Below are 18742 nucleotides of genomic sequence, written 5' to 3'. Positions count from 1 at the left end.
CCACAGCGTGCCCTGTCGCACCCCTCCGGCGACAGTGATCCCCGATTTCCGCCCCCTTCTTGCCCTCTCCGCCCCGAGATGCCAGGCCCCCGTCACCTGTCAGAGGAGCGTTCGGCCGACCGCGGCCGATCGACGACGCGGGAGGAGATCGGCTAATCGGTACGAAACAGCTTCTGCAGCCTGTGCACGCCCTCGAGGAGCGCGTCGTCGCCGAGGGCGTAGGACAGGCGGAGGTAGCCGCTCGGTCCGAAGGCTTCGCCGGGGACGGTGGCGACCTCGGCCTGCTCGAGGATGAGGTCGGCGAGCTCAAGGGAGGTCGTGGGCGTGGTGCCGTTCCAGGTGCGGTTCAGCAGTCCGTTCACGTCGGGGTAGACATAGAACGCGCCGCCGGGGGTGGGGCAGTCGATGCCGTCGATGGCGTTCAGTTCGGCGACGATGGTGCGTCGGCGGCGGTCGAAGGCGAGGCGCATCTCCTCGGCCGGCTCCTGTGGCCCGGTGAGGGCGGCGATGGCCGCGCGCTGGGAGATGTTCGAGACGTTGCTCGAGAGGTGCGATTGCAGGTTCGCGGCGCCCTTGATCGCGTCGGCCGGGCCGACCATCCATCCGACGCGCCAGCCCGTCATCGCGTAGGTCTTCGCGACTCCGTTCACCAGGATCGTGCGGTCGCGCAGAGCCGGCACCGCCTCGACGATCGAGGTCGCGCGCTCGAGTGGGCTCGCGTCGTCCTGGTCGCCGGTCGCGTAGACGAGGTTCTGGTAGATCTCGTCGGCGATGATCCAGAGGCCGTGCGCCTCGGCCCATTCGCCGATCTCCCGGGTCTGCTCGGCCGAAGAGACGGCTCCGGTCGGGTTGGCGGGGGACACGAACAGGAGGACCTTCGTGCGCTCGGTGCGCGCGGCCTCCAGCTGCTCGACCGTCACGAGGTAGCCCTGGTCGGCGCCCGCGAACACGTCCACCTGCACGCCGCCGGCGAGCTTGATCGCCTCGGGGTAGGTGGTCCAGTAGGGGGCGGGCACCAGGACCTCGTCGCCGTCGTCAAGGAGGGTCTGAAACGCCTGATAGACGGCCTGCTTGCCGCCATTGGTGACCACCACCTGCGACGGGTCGACGGCCCATCCGGAGTCGCGCGCCGTCTTCTCAGCGATGGCTTCGCGGAGGTCCGGGAGCCCCGCGGCGGGCGTGTAGCGATAGTTCCGCGGGTCGAGCACGGCGGCCGAGGCGGCCTCGACGATGTGCTCGGGAGTGAGGAAGTCGGGCTCGCCTGCGGCGTAGGACACGACCGGGCGGCCCTGGGCCTGGAGGGCCTTCGCTTTAGCGTCGACCTTCAGGGTGGCGGACTCGGCGATGGCGGAGATGCGGGTGGAAATGCGCGTGGTGGAGGACACGACGGCCAGCGTATCCTGCGCGCGCACGAGCCCTAGAGGCGCCCCGCGGCTCGGCTGGACACGCCTTGCGGGTCCACGTACACTCATCCGAGGTAGTCGATCTCTGCCTCCATCCGCAGCGCCCTCGAGGGTCGCGGCGGGTCGGGCGGCGGGTCGGTCTCCTCCTCGGATGCTCGCAACGGCATCCATAGGGCGGTGGCTCAATTGGTAGAGCAGCGGTCTCCAAAACCGCAGGTTGCAGGTTCGAGCCCTGTCCGCCCTGCACATCGATGCCCGTCGCACGCGGTCCCCGCGACGTTGCGGTCATCGGTCCAGGGCCGCTCATGACGGGCGGCCGGCCACACCGGAGGTTCCGGTGCGGGAAAGGTGCGTGCAGGTGGCCGGGAAAGCAGTCGACGAGCCGAGCGAGGACGTCGTCGCGATCGCGAATCAGCAGCGAGCAGCGCGGCGCAATCCGTTCGCGCGCATCGCCCTCTTCATTCGGCAGGTCATCGCCGAGCTGAAGAAGGTCGTGACGCCCACCCGCAAGGAGCTGGGCAACTACGTCGTGGTCGTGCTGATTTTCGTGGTCATCATGATGGCGCTGGTGTCCTTCCTCGACTGGGTGTTCGCCCTGGCCGTGACTTACGTGTTCGGCACACCCGCCGCCTGACCCGAGAGCATCCGGGCCGCGCGAGCGGAGGGTGCCGGCGACAGCGGGACGCGCCCGAGAGGTGCGACCGATCGATCGAGAGAGAGTTGTGACGAGTGTCTGACAGAAACCGCGACGACGTCGACTGGGCGACGGCTGCCGAGCAGTCGTCCGAGGTCGAGGAGGAGCAGGAGGGCGACACGCAGTCGCAGGCCGAGGACGCCGTCGAGCCCGCCGAGCAGGGTGCGCTGAGCATCGTCGACGAGAACGAGTCCGAGGCCGACCTCGCCTCCGATCTTGAGGCAGCGCTGGATGCGATCGGCCCGGTTGAGGACCCCGAGGCGGACTCCGCCGTCGACGAGGCCTCGCACATCGATACCGTCGAGGAGGCCGAAGCGGCCCTCGAGGCGGTCGAGGACGAGGCCGAGGTTGCTGCCGAGGACGCCGAGTCCGCAGGTGAAGACCTGGCAGACATCGACCCGTACGAGGCCTTCCGCACCGAACTGCGCGGCAAGCCGGGCAAGTGGTACGTCATCCACTCTTACGCCGGCTTCGAGAAGCGCGTGAAGTCCAACATCGAGAACCGGAAGGTCTCGCTCGAGGCTGAGGATTACATCTTCGAGGTCCAGGTCCCGATGGAGGACGTGGTCGAGATCAAGAACGGCCAGCGGAAGATGGTCACCCGCGTGCGCATCCCCGGCTATGTGCTGGTGCGTATGGACCTCAACGAGGACTCGTGGTCGGTCGTTCGCCACACTCCCGGCGTGACCGGCTTCGTGGGCAATGCCCACAATCCGACCCCGCTGCGCTTCGAGGAGGCGTTCACGATGCTGAAGAGCCTCGTGGAGATCAAGGATGTCGCCCCCTCGAAGAGCACCGGCGCCAAGGGCCAGAAGCAGGCGCAGCGCGTGCTTCCGGCCGAGGTCGATTTCGAGATCGGCGAGACCATCACCATCAAGGAGGGCTCGTTCGCGGGTCTTCCCGGATCGATCAGCGAGATCAAGCCCGAGAGCGGCAAGCTCACCGTGCTCGTCTCGCTGTTCGAGCGCGAGACCCCGGTCGAGCTGTCGTTCGACCAGGTCACCAAGCTCTGACGCTCTGCCCGCACGCCGGGTGAACGCCCCCTCCGCAGTGACGGAGGGGGCTTTCACCGTTCCGCGCGCGGTCGCCGTGGGTCGATGCGGTAGCCGTGGGTCTCCGTGGTAACCCTTGTTCGATGTGCCGGGGATTCTCGCGGGGGAGCGCTCTCCTCCACTGAGCCATCCGCCGATGGTCGAGATCTCCTGCAGATCGCACACCTCCCTGCACATCGGACGGGTCCCTGCGGAGGGGACGCTCGGCGACGGACGGGCTGGTGTAAGCTCGGACGGGTTTTCGTGTCGGCGCCCCATCAGTGCGTGCGCCGGACGACCCTCCTCCACCGCGATCCGGCACCGTCGGATGCGCGGGAGAGCGGTCGGGAGCCCCCGACTGCTCGAACCCTGAGAAAAGGAATCAGAATGGCCCCCAAGAAGAAGGTCACCGGCCTGATCAAGCTCCAGATCAAGGCCGGCGCGGCGAACCCCGCGCCCCCGATCGGTCCGGCGCTCGGTCAGCACGGCGTCAACATCATGGAGTTCTGCAAGGCGTACAACGCGCAGACCGAGTCGCAGCGCGGCAACGTCATCCCCGTGGAGATCACCGTCTACGAGGACCGCTCGTTCACCTTCGTGCTGAAGACCCCGCCCGCGGCGGAGCTCATCAAGAAGGCAGCCGGCGTCGCCAAGGGTTCCTCGACCCCGCACACCGTGAAGGTCGCGAAGCTCACCCAGGCCCAGGTCCGCGAGATCGCCGAGGCGAAGCAGGTCGACCTGAACGCCAACGACATCGAGGCAGCGGCCAAGATCATCGCCGGCACCGCCCGCTCGATGGGCATCACGGTCGAGTAGCGCATCGCGCTACTCCACGGCGGCAGCCGCGCGCTTATAAGCGCGCCTCCGCAGCGGCAGACCGTGAGTCGTGACGGCGACCCCTCGATGGGATCGCAGCACACCACCAGAACTCCATCACCCCCGTGGGAGAGCCCGCCAGGCTCTAGAACCACATTCTCGTTTCAAGGAGAAACAACATGGCACAGAAGTCGAAGGCCTACCGGGCCGCCGCGGCCAAGCTCGAAGAGGGCAAGTTCTACAGCCCCGACGAAGCTGTCGCGCTCGCCCGCGAGACCGGTTCCGCCAAGTTCAACAGCACCGTCGAGGTCGCCCTCAAGCTCGGTGTCGACCCGCGCAAGGCCGACCAGATGGTCCGCGGCACGGTCATCCTGCCGCACGGCACGGGCAAGACCGCCCGCGTCATCGTGTTCGCGACCGGCCCGGCCGCCGAGGCCGCGCTGGCCGCCGGTGCCGACGAGGTCGGTGGCGCCGAGCTCATCGAGAAGGTCGCGGGCGGATACACCTCCTTCGACTCCGCCGTCTCAACCCCGGAGCTCATGGGCCAGGTCGGTCGTCTCGGAAAGGTGCTCGGCCCCCGCGGCCTCATGCCCAACCCCAAGACCGGCACCGTGACCCCGGACGTGGCCCGGGCCGTAACCGAGATCAAGGGCGGAAAGATCGAGTTCCGCGTCGACAAGCACGCTAACGTGCACCTCGTCGTGGGCAAGGCCGCGTTCACTGAGGAGCAGCTCCAGGAGAACTTCACGACGGCTCTCGACGAGATCCTTCGCCTGAAGCCGTCCTCCTCGAAGGGCCGCTACATCCAGAAGGCCGCCGTCTCGACGACCTTCGGCCCCGGCATCCCGCTGGACGTCAACGTCCTGGCCTGAGCCGAGCGCACGCGCTCACGTGAGGAGGGGGTCCGCTTCGGCGGGCCCCCTCCTTCGTCGTCCCGGCATACTGGACCCGTGATCCGCCGCTCCGCTCCGCCACGCCGCCCGTGACCGTCCGCCGGGCTTCTCCCGCCGACGCCGCCGCCCTAGCCGAGCTGGCCGCGGCGACGTTCCCGCTGGCCTGCCCGCCCCACACCACCGAGGAGGCGAAGGCCGAGTTCGTGCGCACGGTCCTCTCGGTCGAGCGCTTCCGCGACCACCTCGCGGACCCGCTCCGCTCACTTCTTGTCGACGACGAGTCCGGCGCGCTGACCGGTTACGCGATGCTGGTGCGCGGGGAGCCCACCGACGCCGACGTCGTCGCGGCGATCCGGCTGCGTCCCACCGTCGAGCTCAGCAAGTTCTATCTCCTCCCCGGCAGGCACGGCTCCGGAGCGGCGGCCGCCCTGATGGCCGCGAGCCTCGAGGAGGCGCAGGCGCACGGGGCCGCGGGCGTGTGGCTCGGCGTCAACGAGGAGAACGCCCGCGCCCAGCGCTTCTACGCGAAGCACGGCTTCGATGTCGTCGGCCGCAAGCGCTTCCTCGTCGGCGACCGCCTCGAGGACGACGACGTCCTCGAGCGCCCCCTCCCCACTCCGCGAGATGCCGCTGAGGGACGCGGCACGCCGGGCGGGGCGTACCGAAGTGGCATCTCGCGGCGGGGAGGACGGGCGGTCAGCACTCGGAGACGGTGAGGACGATCTTGCCGCGGGTGTGCCCTGTCTCGAGTTGCTCGTGCGCCTCGCAGGCGCGGGCGAGCGGGAAGACGCGGTCGATGAAGACCCGCACGTCCCCCGACTCCAGCAGCCGGGACACCACGCCGAGGGTCGCTCCATCGGGCGCGACGCGGTAGGTGGAGGCGCGCACTCCCGCCTCCGCTGATTCCTCGAAGAACCCGGGCCAGCTTCCGGTCGGCGCGTTCACGATCAGGCCCCCGGGCCGCAGGACCGTCAGCGAACGAGAGCCGGTGTCGTCGTGCACATTGCCGACGAGGTCGATCACCACGTCGACTCCGGACAGCAGTTCGTCGAAGCGCTCGGTCGTATGGTCGATCACCTGCGCGGCGCCGAGTTCGCTCAGCCAGTGCACGTTGCGAGTGGATCCCGTCGCGATCACTGAGGCGCCGAAGTACGCGGCGAACTGCACGGCGAAGTGGCCGACACCGCCGGAGCCGGCGTGGATCAGGATCCGCTGACCCTCGTGCGCCTTCGCGAGCTCGACCACCATCCCCCACGCGGTGAGGGCGGCGAGCGGGACACCGGCCGCCTCGACGTGCGAGAGCGTGGACGGCTTCCGCGCGAGCGAGACGCTGGGCACGCTGACGTACTCGGCGTAGGAGCCGGAGTAACGGGGCACCATCACGAAGCCGTACACCTCGTCGCCCGGCCGCAGCGGATGCGCCGGGTAGGGGCTCGCGACGACGACGCCGGAGAAGTCGTGCCCGAGCACGGCCGGATAGGAGGCGATCTGAGCGGCGACCCCCTGCCCGGCCCGTGTCTTCGCGTCGAGAGGATTCACGCCGGCAGCGACCACCTTCACGAGGAACTCCGCGTTGATGGCGGAGGGGGTCGACACAGTCGCGAGGTGCAGAGCGGACGCGTCGCCCGGCGCGTCGATCACCGCTGCCGTCATCGAGTCGGGGAGGACCTCCTCCTCCGGGATCTCGCCGATCGCAAGACCGTGTCCGAGCGCGCTGGTGTGCATCGTCGCCTTCCGTGTCACTGAGGCGTACGGGTGGAGCAGGGCCGAGGACGGCGCCCCCGATTCCCCGCATCCGACGCCGTGACCAGTCAACCGAGGCAATGAGTCGGTGCTGTTACGGGGGTGTCACCCTCAGGAGAAGATTGCCGAGCGGGGACGCGGCGCCCGATCTGGCACGATGAGGGAATGCGACGCCGACGTTCCCTCCTCCTCGGCGGCGCGCTCCTGGTTCTGGCGGGACTCGCGGTCCTCCTGGCGGCACGGATCAGCATCGGCACCAGCCGCTGGGTCTACGTCAGCGAGATGGGCGCACCGGATCTGCCGACGGCCGGAGCCTTCGAGGCCGCCCTGCTGCTCGTCGCGGCGGGCGGCGCGCTGATCGGTGCGGGAGCGTGGCCGGTGCGCGCACGGCTGCTGCCCGCCCTCCGCCCGGCCGGTGCGATCCTCCTGGCCGCTGCCTGCTTCGCGCTCGCCTCGCAGGTGACCTGCACGGCCGGCTGCCCGCTCCCGGTCGGCCCCGCGTTCCGCTGGCAGGATCTGGTCCACACTTCTGCGGCGGTGCTCGGCTTCGCGGCGGCGTGCGCGGCGATGCTCCAGCTGGCGACGGTGCGGGGGCGCCCGGTGCTCGCGCGGCTCTCGCTCGCGGCCGGGATCTCAGTGGCGGTCGTCGCCGGGACGGGCGGGATTCTGTCGCTGCTGCGTGTCTGGCTGCGGCTGGGTGGGACGCTCGAGTTCGTGGCGACGGCGATCGCGGTGCTGTGGCTCGCGTCCGTCGGCCTGGTGCTCGCTCTCGAGGACGTCAGCGTCGAGCGAGCCAGTCGCGCACGTGCCCGCGGATCCGGTCCTGCTGGGCTGCGAGGCCCGCATCGCGCGACGGCACCCGCTCGCAGTTCGCGTCCGGAAGACCTCTAGCCCATGCCTGCGCGACCTCGACCGGATGGACGGGGTCGCGGTCGGCCGCAATGACCAGGGTGCGCGCAATCACCTCGCCCAGCTCCGCGGAGTCTCGGTAGGCGGCGTTCCGCGGGATCTCGGCGAGGCGGACCGCGCGCTCCGCGGCCTGCGGCGAGCGGAACTGCTGCGTCAGCGCCTCCGCGGACGCGGGGGACACCGCGGCGGCACGCGCGAACAGGCCCGATGCGCGGAACATCCGCTCGCCGCGCTTCGCGCCGTGGTCGTGCAGCAGTTGCGCGATGACGGGGAACACCGTGAGGTTCTCGGGCAGCGGCTCGGACGTGAACGCGGGGCGCACGAAGACGGCGCGGTCGATCGGCAGCACCCGGCGCACGGCCAGGCGCAGGGCGATCGCGGCGCCCATCGAGATGCCGAGCACTGTGAGCGGCTTGTGCGCGGCTCCGGCCCGCACGACCTCCTCGGTCACCTCGTCGGCCAGCGTCTCGAGGGCGAAGTCGCCGGCCGCGCCGAGGAGGTCGGACGCGCCGTGGGCGCGGATGTCCGGCGCGATGACCTCGCTCCCGGCGGGTAGGGCCGAGCGCAGCAGCCCCAGCGGCTGAGAGCGGTCGCCGCCCAGGCCGTGCAGGAGGAGGACCGTCACCGCGCGCGCGTCCGCTCGTGCAGCTCGGCCATCAGCATCCCGGCCAGGCGCACCAGCATGTGGATCTCGTCCTCGTCGCGGTCGACCCAGCGGGCGTTCGGCTCGCCCTCGATCGGCACGAAGTCGCGGTGCTGCTCCCAGACGACGAGTGTGCGCTCGGCCCCGAGCACGTACTGCTGCCAGAACACCTGCCGCAGGTAGTGGCGCGGAATGCTGCGCCACGGCTTCGTCGTGGTCTTGATCTCGCAGAGTTCCAGCCGGCCGTCGTCGCGCAGGCCGATGCCGTCGGGGGTCGCGAGGTGGCGTCGCTCCTGGCTGGCGTGGAAGAGGGTGCTGCTCGGTTCGATCGCGTGCTCGCTGCGCACCCAGGCCGCGATCTCGGGTTCGCGGGCGCGGCCGTGCTCGGTGAAGGCGTTGCCGCCGAATCCGGTGCCGTAGAGCTTGTCGAGCGCGGCCTTGCCGATGGCGGCGGGGGAGGAGAGGCGGGCGACGTCGGTGGCGGTGATGCCGCGCGAGCGGGCGCGGAGCCAGGCGATGCGGTCCGAGGAGTCGGCGACGACCCTCCGGAGATGCGGGGGCTCGGCGTCCGTGAAAACGGGCTGCGTCTCCCAGGGGAAGGAGAGCTGCAGGTCGGGCACCGATTCATTGTCTGCTCCCTGCGGCGCCCGGTCGAATCGGCACGCCGACCGGGGGACCTCTCGTGCGGATCGATCGGCGCGCAGCGACGGGTCAGGCGGCGAGGAAGGCGTCGACGTGCGTGGGGGAGAGCAGGTGGCGCCGCACCATCAGGGCGGCGCCGCGCACGCCTCCGCCCTGGGCCGCGGCCTGCACGATGTCGAGCGAGCGGGTCGCCAGCGGCAGGGAGCGGCGGTAGACCACCTCGCGCACGCCGGCGAGGACCTCGTGACTGGCCTGGGCGATGCTGCCGCCGACGACGATGACGGAGGGATTGAGCAGGTTCACGCAGGTGGCGAGTACTTCGCCGATGTCGCGACCGGCCGCGCGGGTGAGCTCGACGGTGGTCGGGTCCCCGTCGGTCAGCAGGGTGACGACGTCGGAGGTGCTGGCGGCGTCGATCCCGGCGTCGGCGAGTCGCCGGGCGATCGCCGAGCCACTCGCGATCGCCTCCAGGTCGGCTTCGCCGCGGTCGCCGGGGACCTGCACGTGCCCGAGGTCGCCCGCGGCCCCGAGGGCTCCGCGTTGCAGAGCGCCGCCGCTCACGATCCCTGCGCCGATGCCGGTGGACACCTTCACGTAGAGGAGATCGTCGACATCGGCGTAGTGGTCCGCGTGCTCGCCGAGGGCCAGCAGGTTCACATCGTTGTCAACCAGGACGGGTACCGGCAGACGGCGTGCGACGAACTCGGGGATGTCGAAGCGGTCCCAGCCGGGCATGATCGGCGGCTTTACGGGGCGTCCGGTAGCGTGCTCGACCGGGCCCGGGACGCCGACGCCGACTCCGGCGAGCGGGCCGGCCTCGGCGGTGTGCTCGGGCAGGGCGGCGGCGACGTCGAGGGCATGGCCGAGGACAGCGAGGGGTCCGTCGGCGATCGCGATGATCTCGCGGCGGCGGGCGAGGACCGTGCCGTCGAGGTCGGTGAGGGCGATGACGGCGTGGGCGGCGCCGAGGTCGATCGCGAGGAGACTGCGCGCCCGGGCGTCGAAGGCGACGCGGGCCGCGGGGCGGCCTCCGGAGGATGGGGCGTCGTCCTGCCGGGCGATGAGGCCGGAGGCGGTCAGCACGTCGAGCTGGGCCGAGACGGCCGCGCGGGGCAGGCCTGTCTCGGCGACGACGTCGGCCCGTGTCCGGGGCGCCCCGTCGGCCAGCAGGAGCAGCAGCTCACCGACCGCGCTGACGGTGGTGCGGCGGCGCGGGGACATGGCCAGAGTTAACCACAGCGCCCCTCCTTCTGTGCGGTGGAGGCGCGACTTGGCGGTCCTTACGGCCGAGTTTTGCTTGTCCATGAGCAAAAGTCCGCGTAGGGTTCGAGATACACCTCTCACCGTCGATCAGGAGCCCCACCGGTGGCCACACGCCCAGACCTTTCTGTTCAGCTGTACTCGGTGCGCGAGCCGCTCGCGGCCGATCTGCCGGCCACCCTCGACCGGCTCGCGGGGATCGGCTTCACCACGGTCGAACTCTTCGGGTTCGTCGATCTGGCCGACGCCTACCGCGCGGCGCTTCCGGCCAGCGGACTGCGCGCTCCGAGCGCTCACGCGCGCCTCCTCGGCCCGCAGGGGGACGCCACCGTTGACGAGATCCTTGACGCAGCCGCGGCCCTCGGCGTCGAGACCGTGATCGACCCCTTCGTCGATCCGACCCGCTGGAGCACCGCCGACGAGGTCGCACGCATTGCCGACGAGCTCAACGCGCTGGTCGACTCCGCCGCCACCCGCGGCCTGGTGCTCGGCTACCACAACCACGCCTTCGAGTTCGAGAACCGGATCGACGGCCGCAGCGCCTTCGAGCACCTCGCCGGCCTCCTCGACCCGCGCATGGTGCTCGAACTCGACACCTATTGGGCGGCGGTCGGTGGCGACGACCCGGTCGAGGTGCTCGGCCGGCTCGGTGACCAGGTGCGCTTCCTGCACGTGAAGGATGGGCCGGTCTCGGCCGACATTCAGGAGCAAGTGCCCGCGGGCGAGGGCGCGATGGACGTCCCGGCGATCCTCGCCGCCGCTCCGCAGGCCCTGCCCGTGCTCGAATTCGACGCGTACGCCGGCGACATCTTCGAGGGCCTCGAGTCGGCCCACCGCTACGTCTCGGGGCTGGGCGCATGAGCGGCACCGGCCGCGTGGGCGTCGGCGTCATCGGCGCCGGGAACATCAGCACCGAATACCTCAGGAACCTCACCGTCTTCCCGGACCTCGAGGTTCTCGTCGTCGCCGACATCGATCTCGAGCGCGCGAAGGCCCAGGCCGAGGCGTTCGGCGTCCCCGCCTCCGGCAGCGTCGAGGACCTCCTCGCGCACGAGGGCATCGAGATCGTGGTGAATCTCACGATTCCCGCCGCTCACGTCGAGGTCGCGCGCCGTGTGGTCGAGGCGGGCAAGCACGTCTGGACCGAGAAGCCCTTCTCGCTCGACCGCGTCAGCGGAACCGAGCTGCTCGCCCTGGCGGAGGAGAAGGGGCTGCGCGTCGCGAGCGCTCCCGACACCTTCCTCGGCGCGGGCCTGCAGACGGCGCAGCGCATCATCGAGAGCGGAGCGATCGGCACGCCGCTCTCGGCCCTCACCCTCTTTCAGGGCCCCGGCCCGGAGTCCTGGCACCCGAACCCGGAGTTCTTCTTCGCCGAGGGCGGCGGGCCGCTGCTGGACATGGGCCCGTACTACATCACCACGCTCGTGCAGAACCTCGGCCCGGTCGAGAGCGTCACCGCCGTCTCGTCCCAGGCCCGCGCGAACCGCGTCATCGGCTCCGGCGCGAAGGAGGGCACCGAGTTCCCGGTGACCGTCCCCACGCACATCGGCGGGCTGCTCCGCTTCGAATCCGGAGCGTCCGCCCAGGGCGTGTGGAGCTTCGAGTCGAGCCTGCCGCGCACCGGCTTCGTCGAGATCAACGGCTCCGAGGGCACCCTCGTCCTCCCCGACCCGAACATGCACGACGGCGATCTCATGCTGCACCGGCGCGGGTCCGCCGAGCCGGAGCGCATCGCGGCGATCGGCTCGACCGCCTCCCGCGGCGCTGGCGTGCTCGAGCTCGCCCGCGCGATCCGGGCCGACCGCCCAGAAGCCGCCTCCGGAGGCTTGGCCTACCACGTCACCGACGTGATGCTCTCGCTCCTCGAGGCCGCCGACACCGGCGAGAAGATCCTCGTCGCCAGCACCGCGACTCCCCGCCCCGCCCTCCCCGAGAGCTGGGACCCGACCGAAGCGACCCTCTCCTGATGCCCGCGCCTCTGCGTGTCGGGGTGCTCGGCGGCGGTTTCATGGCGGCCGTGCACAGCCGCGCGGCCCGAAGTGCCGGAGCGGTGCTCGCCGGCGTCGCCTCCTCCAGCCCCGAAAAAGGCGAGCGGGCGGCGGCCGAGCTCGGCATCGAGCGCGCCTACCCGGACGCCCGGGCCCTGATCGAGGACGACAGCATCGACCTCGTGCACGTCTGCACGCCCAACGCCACGCACGCCGCGCTCGCGCTCGCCGCGATCGAGGCGGGCAAGCACGTGGTCTGCGAAAAGCCGCTCGCCGCGACCGTGCGGGAGGCGGAGGCGCTCGCCGCAGCCGCCTCCGCCGCAGGAGTCGTCGCGACCGTTCCGTTCGCCTACCGTTTCCACCCGATGGTGCGGGAGGCCCGCGCCCGCGTCGCGGCCGGCGAGACCGGTCGGCTTGTCACCGTCCGCGGGAGCTACCTGCAGGACTGGCTGCTGGGCGCCTCCGACGACAACTGGCGCGTGGACCCGGCCGCCGGCGGCCGCTCGCGCGCCTTCGGCGACATCGGCTCGCACCTGGTCGACCTGCTCGAATTCGTCACCGGCGAGCGGATCGACTCGCTCGCCGCGATCACGAGTACCGTGCACGCCGAGCGCGGCGGTCGCCCGGTCACCACTGAGGACGTGGCCGGCGCGATCGTCCGGCTCGAGGGCGGCGCGGTCGGCACGCTGCTCGTCTCGCAGGTCACCGCTGGGCACCGCAACGAGCTGGTGCTCGAGGTCTCGGGGCTGGAGGAGTCGCTGCGCTTCGAGCAGGAACTGCCCGAGACGCTGTGGGTCGGCCGGCGCGACAGCGCCGTCCTGGTGCCGCGCGATGCGTCGATCCTCGCGCCCGACGCGGCACGGCTCTCGATCGTGCCCAGCGGACATCCGATGGGCTACCAGGACGCCTTCACGGCCTTCGCCCGCGACACCTACGCCGCCGTGGCGGGCGCCGACGTGGAGGGTCTGCCGACCTTCGCCGACGGCCTCCGCGCGGCGCGCATCACCGACGCCGTGCTCGACGCGGCCGAGACGGGCGCCTGGGTGAGCGTTCCCGCCGGCGACGACAGGACGGAAATCGCCGCATGAGCAAGGAAAAGAAGACCTAGGCTGCCACCCATCCGGTAGCCCCCGCCCTCCCCTCGCGGCGGGAGGGGGCTAGGCGGTGGACTTGGCGGCGCGCTCGGACGTGAGGCGCGCCTGCTCGCGGCGGACCTCGGCGTAGCGGTTCTGCTCGACGCGCAGCCACTCGGGGACCTCGTCGAGCAGGGCCTGGATCTCGGGAGTGGTCAGGGCATCGGTCACGCCACCGCGGGCCAGGCCCGAGATCGAGACGTTCAACCGGGAGGCGATGACGGAGCGGGGGTGCGGCCCCTCCTCGCGCAGCTGCACGAGCCAGGCGGGCGGGTTCGCAACGAGCTCGTCGTACTGCTCGCGCGTGATCGCCGACTCCTGGAACTCCTCCGGGGTCGCGGGCAGGTAGACCTGCAGCTTCTTCGCCGCGGTCGCAGCCTTCATCGTCTGTGTCGCCTTGGCCATTCGGCAACCCTACCGGCGCGGCCCGCAGCACCTACCCTGAGGGCATGAGCGAGCAGCCCGAGACCGACGACCCGCAGGCTGCTCCCGAGGCGCAGGAGTGGCCCGACGGGGGGTCGGGCGCCGGCCCCTCCCTCGCCGTCGCCCTCGTGCCCGGCGTCACCCCCACCACATGGACCCGCGTCTGGGGGCAGCGCCGCAGCGATCTACCGCTGCGGATCACCGTCGTCGCCGAGCGCGAGCAGGAGGAGGCGCTGCTGGATGGCCGCGCGCAGCTCTCCTTCATCCGCGGCGAGGTCTCCTCCGCCGCACTCAGCTCGATCCACCTCTACGACGAGCAGCCCGTCGCCGTTCTCGGCCGCGAGCACGCTCTGGCGGCCGCGGAGGAGCTCGACGTCGCCGAGCTGGCCGGCGAGCACCTCCTCCAGGAGCCGGCGAACGTGCCCGAGTGGGCGGTGATCGCCGAGGAGGTCGCCGACGGCTCGCGGCGCCCGCTGCCGCGTATGGCCGGCCTCGACGACGCGGTCGAGCAGGTCGCGGCCGGAGTGGGCGTGCTGATCGTCCCGCAGTCGGTGGCGCGCGTGCACAGCCGCAAGGACGTGACCGTCGTCCCGGTGACCGGTGTCGCTCCCTCCAGCGTGCGGCTCGCCTGGGTGACCGAGGACAAGAGCGACGACGTCGAGGACTTCATCGGCGTGGTCCGCGGCCGCAGCGCGAACACCACCCGTGGCACCGCCGCGACCCCGAAGGTCGAGTCCCGCGCGAAGGCGGCGAAGGCACGAGCGCGGGAGGCGCGTGAGAAGGCCGAGAGGGCCGGAGGCGGTCGGAAGAAGCCGGCCCGGCCGAAGACGCCGGCGCCTGCGGTGCGGCGCACCCGCAAGCCCCGTGGCCGCTGAGCCGGTCTGGTCGCTCCGACCGGCACTCCCGGAGGACGCCGACATGATCGCGGAGCTGCGTGCGGTCGTGATGCGGCCGTCTCTCGAGACCCTCGGCCGTGACGACGCGCACCGCGTTCGGCACCGCTTCCTCGACGGCTACCGCCCCGAACTCACCCGCGTGATCGAGCTCGACGGCGCGTTCGCCGGGAGCATCGCGGCGCGCGTCGAGGCTGACGCGGTCTGGATCGAGCACTTCTACCTCGCCCCGCAAGCGCAGGGCCGCGGGGTCGGCGGTGCCGTGCTCCGGCGTGTGATGCGGGAGGAGGCGCGGCCGGGCCTGCCCTTCCGTCTCGACGTTCTCAAGCGCAGCGACGCCCGTCGCCTCTACGAGCGGCACGGCTTCCGCTTCGAGCGCGCGCTGGAGTGGGACGACATCCTGACGGCGCCGCCCGCGTCGACGCCCCCTCCGGAGCGATGACCGCGGCGGCCGTCGGCTCCTGCGTGCTGCTGACCCAGCGCGACGGACGACGTGGCGGAGCTGCACAGCTCGGAGTCCGGTTCCTCGGCCCTCTCGCCCCGGGCCCGGGGTTAGGGTTCCGTCATGCCCACGAGCGATGAGACCTGGACCCTGGCCGAGCACGACGTACCGGTGTACCGCAGCGGAGAGGGCGGCCGAGCGCTGATCCTGATCCACGAGGTGTGGGGCGTCGACGGGCATATCCGCTCGGTCGCTGACCGGTACGCGGCCGAGGGCTACAGCGTGGTCGCGCCGGAGCTGCTGGCCGAGAGCGGCCTGCTCGAGCAGCTCGACGAGGAGCAGCGCGCCGACTACGACCACCCGGTGCGGCGCTTGCCCCGCCAGGTCGAGCTGCGCACCTTCTTCGCCCCCGTTTTCACTCCGGAGCACGCAACGCGCACCGTCGCGATCCTCCGCGCCCTCGTCGAGCGGCTGCTGCGGCAGGAGGGCGCGACGAGCGTCTGTGTCACCGGCTTCTGCTACGGCGGCACCTTCTCCTGGGCGCTCGCGCTCGCTGAGCCCCGACTGGCCGCGGCCGTGCCGTTCTACGGTCATGTCACCGCCTCCGCGGAGGAGCTCGGCGCGTTGCAGGTGCCCGTGCTGGCATTCCTGGGCGACCGGGACGCTCCGCTCGTTGAGCAGGTCCCTCACATCCGGGAAGCCACCGAGGGCAAGGACGTCGAGGTCGTCGTCTACCCGGGAGCCGGCCACGCCTTCTTCAACGACGCGAACGAGCAGACCTACCAGGCGGAGGCGGCGACCGACGCGTGGCCGCGCGCGCTCGCGTTCCTGGGGGCGCACACGAGCTGAGCGAGCTGCGGGAAGCGGCCGGGGCAGCATCCGGGCAGGTCGCCTCCCGCGCTCGCTCGTCGGCCAGGTGCAGGCGGCCCTTCCCGGGCGGCGTCCGCGGTCGTAGGCTCGCGCTCATCCGCAACGGAAGGGCCGACGATGACCGCGACGAGAGAGACCGCCGCCCCACCCGAGCTCAAGCGGGTGCTCGGCCCGAAGTTGCTGCTGCTGTTCGTGGTCGGCGACATCCTCGGCACCGGGATCTACGCCCTCACCGGGCAGGTCGCGGCCGAGGTGGGCGGGGCCGCGTGGCTCCCCTTCGTGATCGCATTCGTCGTCGCCACCGTGACTGCCTGCTCCTACCTCGAGCTGGTGACGAAGTACCCGCAGGCGGCAGGGGCGGCCCTCTACGCGCACAAGGCGTTCGGAATCCACTTCGTCACCTTCCTGGTGTGCTTCACCGTGATGGCGAGCGGGATCACGTCGGCCTCCGCTGCGTCGGGAGCGTTCGCGAGTAACTTCGCGATCGGCTTCGGACTCGGCGACGGCGCGGGGACGCGGCTGAGCATCGCGCTGATTTTCATGGCCTGCATCGCGCTGGTCAACCTGCGCGGCGTCGCCGAGAGCGTCGGGCTGAACGTCGTGCTCACCCTGATCGAGCTCTCGGGACTGCTGCTGGTGATTGTCGTCTGCTTCTTCGCGGTCTTCGGAGGGCAAGCCGACTTCTCGCGGGTGGTCGCGTTCGAGGCGCCGGAAGACAAGTCGCTGCTGCTCGCTGTGAGCACCGCGACCTCGCTCGCCTTCTTCGCGATGGTCGGCTTCGAGGACTCGGTGAACATGGCGGAGGAGACCAAGGAGCCCAGCCGCATCTTCCCCCGGGTGATGCTCACCGGCCTGGGCATCACCGCCGTGGTCTACGTGCTGGTGTCCACGCTCGCCGTGGCGATCGTGCCGGTGGGGGAGCTGGCCGGCAACGACACTCCGCTCGTCACCGTGGTCGAGGCGGCAGCGCCCGACTTTCCGATCTCGACGCTCCTGCCCTTCATCTCGCTCTTCGCCGTGGCGAACAGTGCGCTGATCAACATGATGATGGCCAGCCGTCTGCTCTACGGGATGAGCCGCCAGGGCGTGCTGCCGCCGTTCCTGCAGAACGTGCTGCGCGGACGCAGGACACCCTGGGCCGCGATCCTCTTCACCACCGTGATCGCGCTGCTGCTCACCGCCTACGTGTCCCGCGACCCCGCCGACCCCATCGCCGTGCTCCTGGGAGGGACCACGTCGCTGCTCCTGCTCGCCGTGTTCGCGATCGTCAACGTTGCGGTGCTGGTGCTGCGGCGCCAGCCGGTGGAGCACCGTCACTTCCGGACCCCCACCGTGCTGCCGGTACTCGGCGCGATCGCCTGCATCTACCTGGTGCTGCCGATCACGTCCGGGCGCGACACGGCCCAGTACGGGATCGCGGGGGTGCTGCTCGTGATCGGCGTGCTGCTCTGGGTGGCGACCTTCATCGACCGCCGGGTCCGCGGGTATGCGCGGACCGCGGCGATCGACCCGGAGGAGCTCAACGCCGATCCGGAGTGAGAGGGGCGGATCGGCTTCCGCTGCTCCCCTTTCCGAGCGTCGACCGACGGTGGGGAAGCTGGCGGGTGAGCACCAGCACGATCAGGACGATGGTGAAGGCGATCCAGGATCCGGCGCCGAGCGGACCTGCGAGGATCGGGTCGACGGATTCCCCCTGTGCGGCAAAGAGGGTGACAAGCCCGCCGGCCGCGTTGAGTGCGCCGTGAGCGAAGACCGCTGGCCACAGCGATTCGCTCCTTATCCGAAGCCACCCGACAAGCACGCCGATCAGGGTTGTCGCAACGATCATCAGACCGACGCCGACGACGTTCGCTTCGCCGAAGTTGTAGCCCAGCAGGATGATCGGTGCGTGCCAAGCGCCCCACAGCACACCGGTCATGATGAGTGCAGGCCAGGTGCCGAGGGGCAGCAGTGCGGGAAGCAACCAGCCACGCCATCCGACCTCCTCCCCGAAGGCGAGTACCGAGTTCACTGCGGTACCAATCGGGATACTGAGGAGTTGCAGTGTCGCGATCGCCCACACCGGCACGGGAAGCGGTCCCCCAGTGGCGGCTTCCAGGGCAGCGCTGAATCCTGACAAATGGACGATATCGAGTGTGACGAAGCCCAGTGCTGCGGCGAGTCCGATCCCTGCAAGGAGGATGACGGGGACGAGGAGCGCGGCCAGGGCCGTGAATCCGATTGTTCGTTTCAGCGGATACAGTGGCCAGATCCCGAGTCGCCGCAGCACCGCGCCGGTCGCATGCTGTCGTTGCAGGAACACGACCGTCAGCGTCGCGACAAGGGGTGTGAACATCATCGCTGGCACGAGCACTGTGGTGAGCTCCGATGACAGTCCGCTTCCCGTGATCCACAGCGGGAGCGCCACCGCCCAGGCCAGTCCGAATGCGACCAGCACGAAGACCGCGATGGTCGGCCAGGAGGCGGCGGTGGACTCTGCTGTTCCTCCTCGCTGCACAGTCCGTGAACCAGCAGTCATCGAGCACCCATCCGAGCGTGGATGAGGTCGGCGACGCGCTCCGGGTGACGGCACTGCACCACGTACTCCCGATTGCCGCGAGTACGCAGGAGGAGAGCAGGGCGATTCCCGAGGATCAACCCGGTCGCGTTCGCCCTCCAGCTCAGCTCGATGTGATCGGTGACATCGATGCGAACTGTCGCGGTGGTGAGCACCAGTCCGACGGCGAGCATCGTGAGGGTGGCTGGCACTGCGCCTATCGCATCAACGAGAACGACTGCGAGGGCGACCATACCGCCGAAACTCAGCAGGAGAAACGCTCCCAGTACCTTCATCCAGACGGGGCCCTTTAATCGATCCGTCACGCTGGTAGCTCCTCTACTGTGTGTAAACGCTGTCCAGACATCCGGAGTCGACCACGGCCAGCCCAGTGCGGGCGCGGCGACAAGGCCGGGCAAGTGC

Annotated in this window: 21 protein-coding genes and 1 tRNA gene; 14 read left to right on the top strand and 8 right to left on the bottom strand. The window is 70.6% G+C overall.

Annotation, left to right across the window (positions count from 1 at the left end):
* Positions 1 to 152 precede the first annotated feature (152 nt).
* On the bottom strand, positions 153 to 1385 hold the full coding sequence (locus A6122_RS12020) for a pyridoxal phosphate-dependent aminotransferase (protein ID WP_167542385.1): 1233 nt from the start codon (positions 1383 to 1385) through the stop codon (positions 153 to 155).
* A 189-nt stretch (positions 1386 to 1574) separates the two neighbouring features.
* Here A6122_RS12020 and A6122_RS12015 point away from each other — a divergent pair.
* The 6 genes from A6122_RS12015 (at position 1575) to A6122_RS11990 (ending at position 5553) form a co-directional block, all read left to right on the top strand.
* Positions 1575 to 1647 (top strand) — tRNA-Trp (locus tag A6122_RS12015).
* 114 nt (positions 1648 to 1761) lie between these two features.
* Positions 1762 to 2037 (top strand): preprotein translocase subunit SecE, encoded by a 276-nt coding sequence (gene secE / locus A6122_RS12010; protein WP_068208793.1) that lies wholly within the window; start codon positions 1762 to 1764, stop codon positions 2035 to 2037.
* A 95-nt stretch (positions 2038 to 2132) separates the two neighbouring features.
* Positions 2133 to 3110 (top strand): transcription termination/antitermination protein NusG, encoded by a 978-nt coding sequence (gene nusG, locus A6122_RS12005; protein WP_068255257.1) that lies wholly within the window; start codon positions 2133 to 2135, stop codon positions 3108 to 3110.
* Between the two features lie 405 nt (positions 3111 to 3515).
* Positions 3516 to 3944 carry a 50S ribosomal protein L11 gene (rplK, locus tag A6122_RS12000; RefSeq protein ID WP_068255254.1) on the top strand — a complete coding sequence of 143 codons (429 nt, stop codon included), beginning with the start codon at positions 3516 to 3518 and terminating at the stop codon, positions 3942 to 3944.
* A gap of 179 nt (positions 3945 to 4123) precedes the next feature.
* The gene (gene rplA, locus A6122_RS11995) at positions 4124 to 4816 is read left to right on the top strand and encodes a 50S ribosomal protein L1 (protein ID WP_068255251.1); all 693 of its coding nucleotides are present in this window, start codon (positions 4124 to 4126) and stop codon (positions 4814 to 4816) included.
* 110 nt (positions 4817 to 4926) lie between these two features.
* The gene (locus A6122_RS11990) at positions 4927 to 5553 is read left to right on the top strand and encodes a GNAT family N-acetyltransferase (protein ID WP_068255248.1); all 627 of its coding nucleotides are present in this window, start codon (positions 4927 to 4929) and stop codon (positions 5551 to 5553) included.
* Here A6122_RS11990 and A6122_RS11985 read toward each other — a convergent pair.
* Positions 5534 to 6490 (bottom strand): NADP-dependent oxidoreductase, encoded by a 957-nt coding sequence (locus A6122_RS11985; protein ID WP_068257599.1) that lies wholly within the window; start codon positions 6488 to 6490, stop codon positions 5534 to 5536. The two genes, A6122_RS11990 and A6122_RS11985, sit on opposite strands and share 20 nt — an antisense overlap.
* Positions 6491 to 6745: 255 nt before the next feature.
* Here A6122_RS11985 and A6122_RS11980 point away from each other — a divergent pair, with 255 nt between their 5' ends.
* Complete coding sequence (locus A6122_RS11980) at positions 6746 to 7471, top strand: DUF998 domain-containing protein (protein ID WP_068255247.1); 726 nt, start codon at positions 6746 to 6748, stop codon at positions 7469 to 7471.
* Here A6122_RS11980 and A6122_RS17025 read toward each other — a convergent pair.
* From A6122_RS17025 to A6122_RS11965, 3 genes are all read right to left on the bottom strand, one after another.
* Complete coding sequence (locus tag A6122_RS17025; protein WP_068255245.1) at positions 7359 to 8114, bottom strand: alpha/beta fold hydrolase; 756 nt, start codon at positions 8112 to 8114, stop codon at positions 7359 to 7361. The two genes, A6122_RS11980 and A6122_RS17025, sit on opposite strands and share 113 nt — an antisense overlap.
* Entirely contained in the window at positions 8111 to 8743 is a 633-nt protein-coding gene (locus A6122_RS17020) for a YqaJ viral recombinase family protein (protein WP_068257596.1), read from the bottom strand. The genes A6122_RS17025 and A6122_RS17020 overlap by 4 nt, the downstream gene beginning before the upstream one ends.
* 100 nt (positions 8744 to 8843) lie before the next feature.
* On the bottom strand, positions 8844 to 9995 hold the full coding sequence (locus tag A6122_RS11965) for an ROK family protein (RefSeq protein ID WP_068255242.1): 1152 nt from the start codon (positions 9993 to 9995) through the stop codon (positions 8844 to 8846).
* 144 nt (positions 9996 to 10139) lie between these two features.
* On the opposite strand from A6122_RS11965, the gene A6122_RS11960 reads away from it, so the two are divergent.
* The 3 genes from A6122_RS11960 to A6122_RS11950 are packed head-to-tail and all read left to right on the top strand — an operon-like array spanning position 10140 to position 13110.
* Entirely contained in the window at positions 10140 to 10895 is a 756-nt protein-coding gene (locus tag A6122_RS11960; protein ID WP_068255240.1) for a sugar phosphate isomerase/epimerase family protein, read from the top strand.
* Positions 10892 to 12001, top strand: a complete 1110-nt coding sequence (locus A6122_RS11955; protein WP_068255237.1) for a Gfo/Idh/MocA family protein — start codon at positions 10892 to 10894, stop codon at positions 11999 to 12001. The genes A6122_RS11960 and A6122_RS11955 overlap by 4 nt, the downstream gene beginning before the upstream one ends.
* Positions 12001 to 13110, top strand: coding sequence for a Gfo/Idh/MocA family protein (locus tag A6122_RS11950; protein WP_068255234.1), 1110 nt, complete (start codon positions 12001 to 12003; stop codon positions 13108 to 13110). The genes A6122_RS11955 and A6122_RS11950 overlap by 1 nt, the downstream gene beginning before the upstream one ends.
* A gap of 69 nt (positions 13111 to 13179) precedes the next feature.
* On the opposite strand, the gene A6122_RS11945 is transcribed toward A6122_RS11950, so the two are convergent.
* A complete protein-coding gene (locus A6122_RS11945) occupies positions 13180 to 13560 on the bottom strand; it encodes a DUF5997 family protein (protein ID WP_068255231.1) in 381 nt (126 codons plus the stop codon).
* 44 nt (positions 13561 to 13604) lie between these two features.
* Between A6122_RS11945 and A6122_RS11940 the strand changes: the two genes are divergently transcribed.
* The 4 genes from A6122_RS11940 to A6122_RS11925 all read left to right on the top strand — a co-directional run bounded on the left by A6122_RS11940 (position 13605) and on the right by A6122_RS11925 (position 17322).
* Entirely contained in the window at positions 13605 to 14453 is an 849-nt protein-coding gene (locus A6122_RS11940; protein WP_084416021.1) for a LysR family transcriptional regulator substrate-binding protein, read from the top strand.
* Positions 14454 to 14496: 43 nt separating this feature from the next.
* A complete protein-coding gene (locus A6122_RS11935) occupies positions 14497 to 14913 on the top strand; it encodes a GNAT family N-acetyltransferase (RefSeq protein WP_068255228.1) in 417 nt (138 codons plus the stop codon).
* 123 nt (positions 14914 to 15036) lie between these two features.
* On the top strand, positions 15037 to 15762 hold the full coding sequence (locus A6122_RS11930) for a dienelactone hydrolase family protein (RefSeq protein WP_068255224.1): 726 nt from the start codon (positions 15037 to 15039) through the stop codon (positions 15760 to 15762).
* 138 nt (positions 15763 to 15900) lie between these two features.
* Entirely contained in the window at positions 15901 to 17322 is a 1422-nt protein-coding gene (locus tag A6122_RS11925) for an APC family permease (protein ID WP_068255222.1), read from the top strand.
* On the opposite strand, the gene A6122_RS11920 is transcribed toward A6122_RS11925, so the two are convergent.
* Both A6122_RS11920 and A6122_RS11915 read right to left on the bottom strand, forming a co-directional pair.
* Positions 17303 to 18301 (bottom strand): CPBP family intramembrane glutamic endopeptidase, encoded by a 999-nt coding sequence (locus A6122_RS11920; protein ID WP_084416020.1) that lies wholly within the window; start codon positions 18299 to 18301, stop codon positions 17303 to 17305. The genes A6122_RS11925 and A6122_RS11920 overlap by 20 nt on opposite strands.
* The gene (locus A6122_RS11915) at positions 18298 to 18645 is read right to left on the bottom strand and encodes a hypothetical protein (RefSeq protein WP_146085014.1); all 348 of its coding nucleotides are present in this window, start codon (positions 18643 to 18645) and stop codon (positions 18298 to 18300) included. The genes A6122_RS11920 and A6122_RS11915 overlap by 4 nt, the downstream gene beginning before the upstream one ends.
* Positions 18646 to 18742 lie beyond the last annotated feature (97 nt).

The sequence above is a fragment of the Rathayibacter tritici genome (genome assembly GCF_001641005.1).
In the GTDB taxonomy this organism is placed as follows: domain Bacteria; phylum Actinomycetota; class Actinomycetes; order Actinomycetales; family Microbacteriaceae; genus Rathayibacter; species Rathayibacter tritici.
The sequence above is the reverse complement of the archived record's forward strand: the minus strand, read 5'-3'. Positions and strand labels throughout refer to the sequence as shown.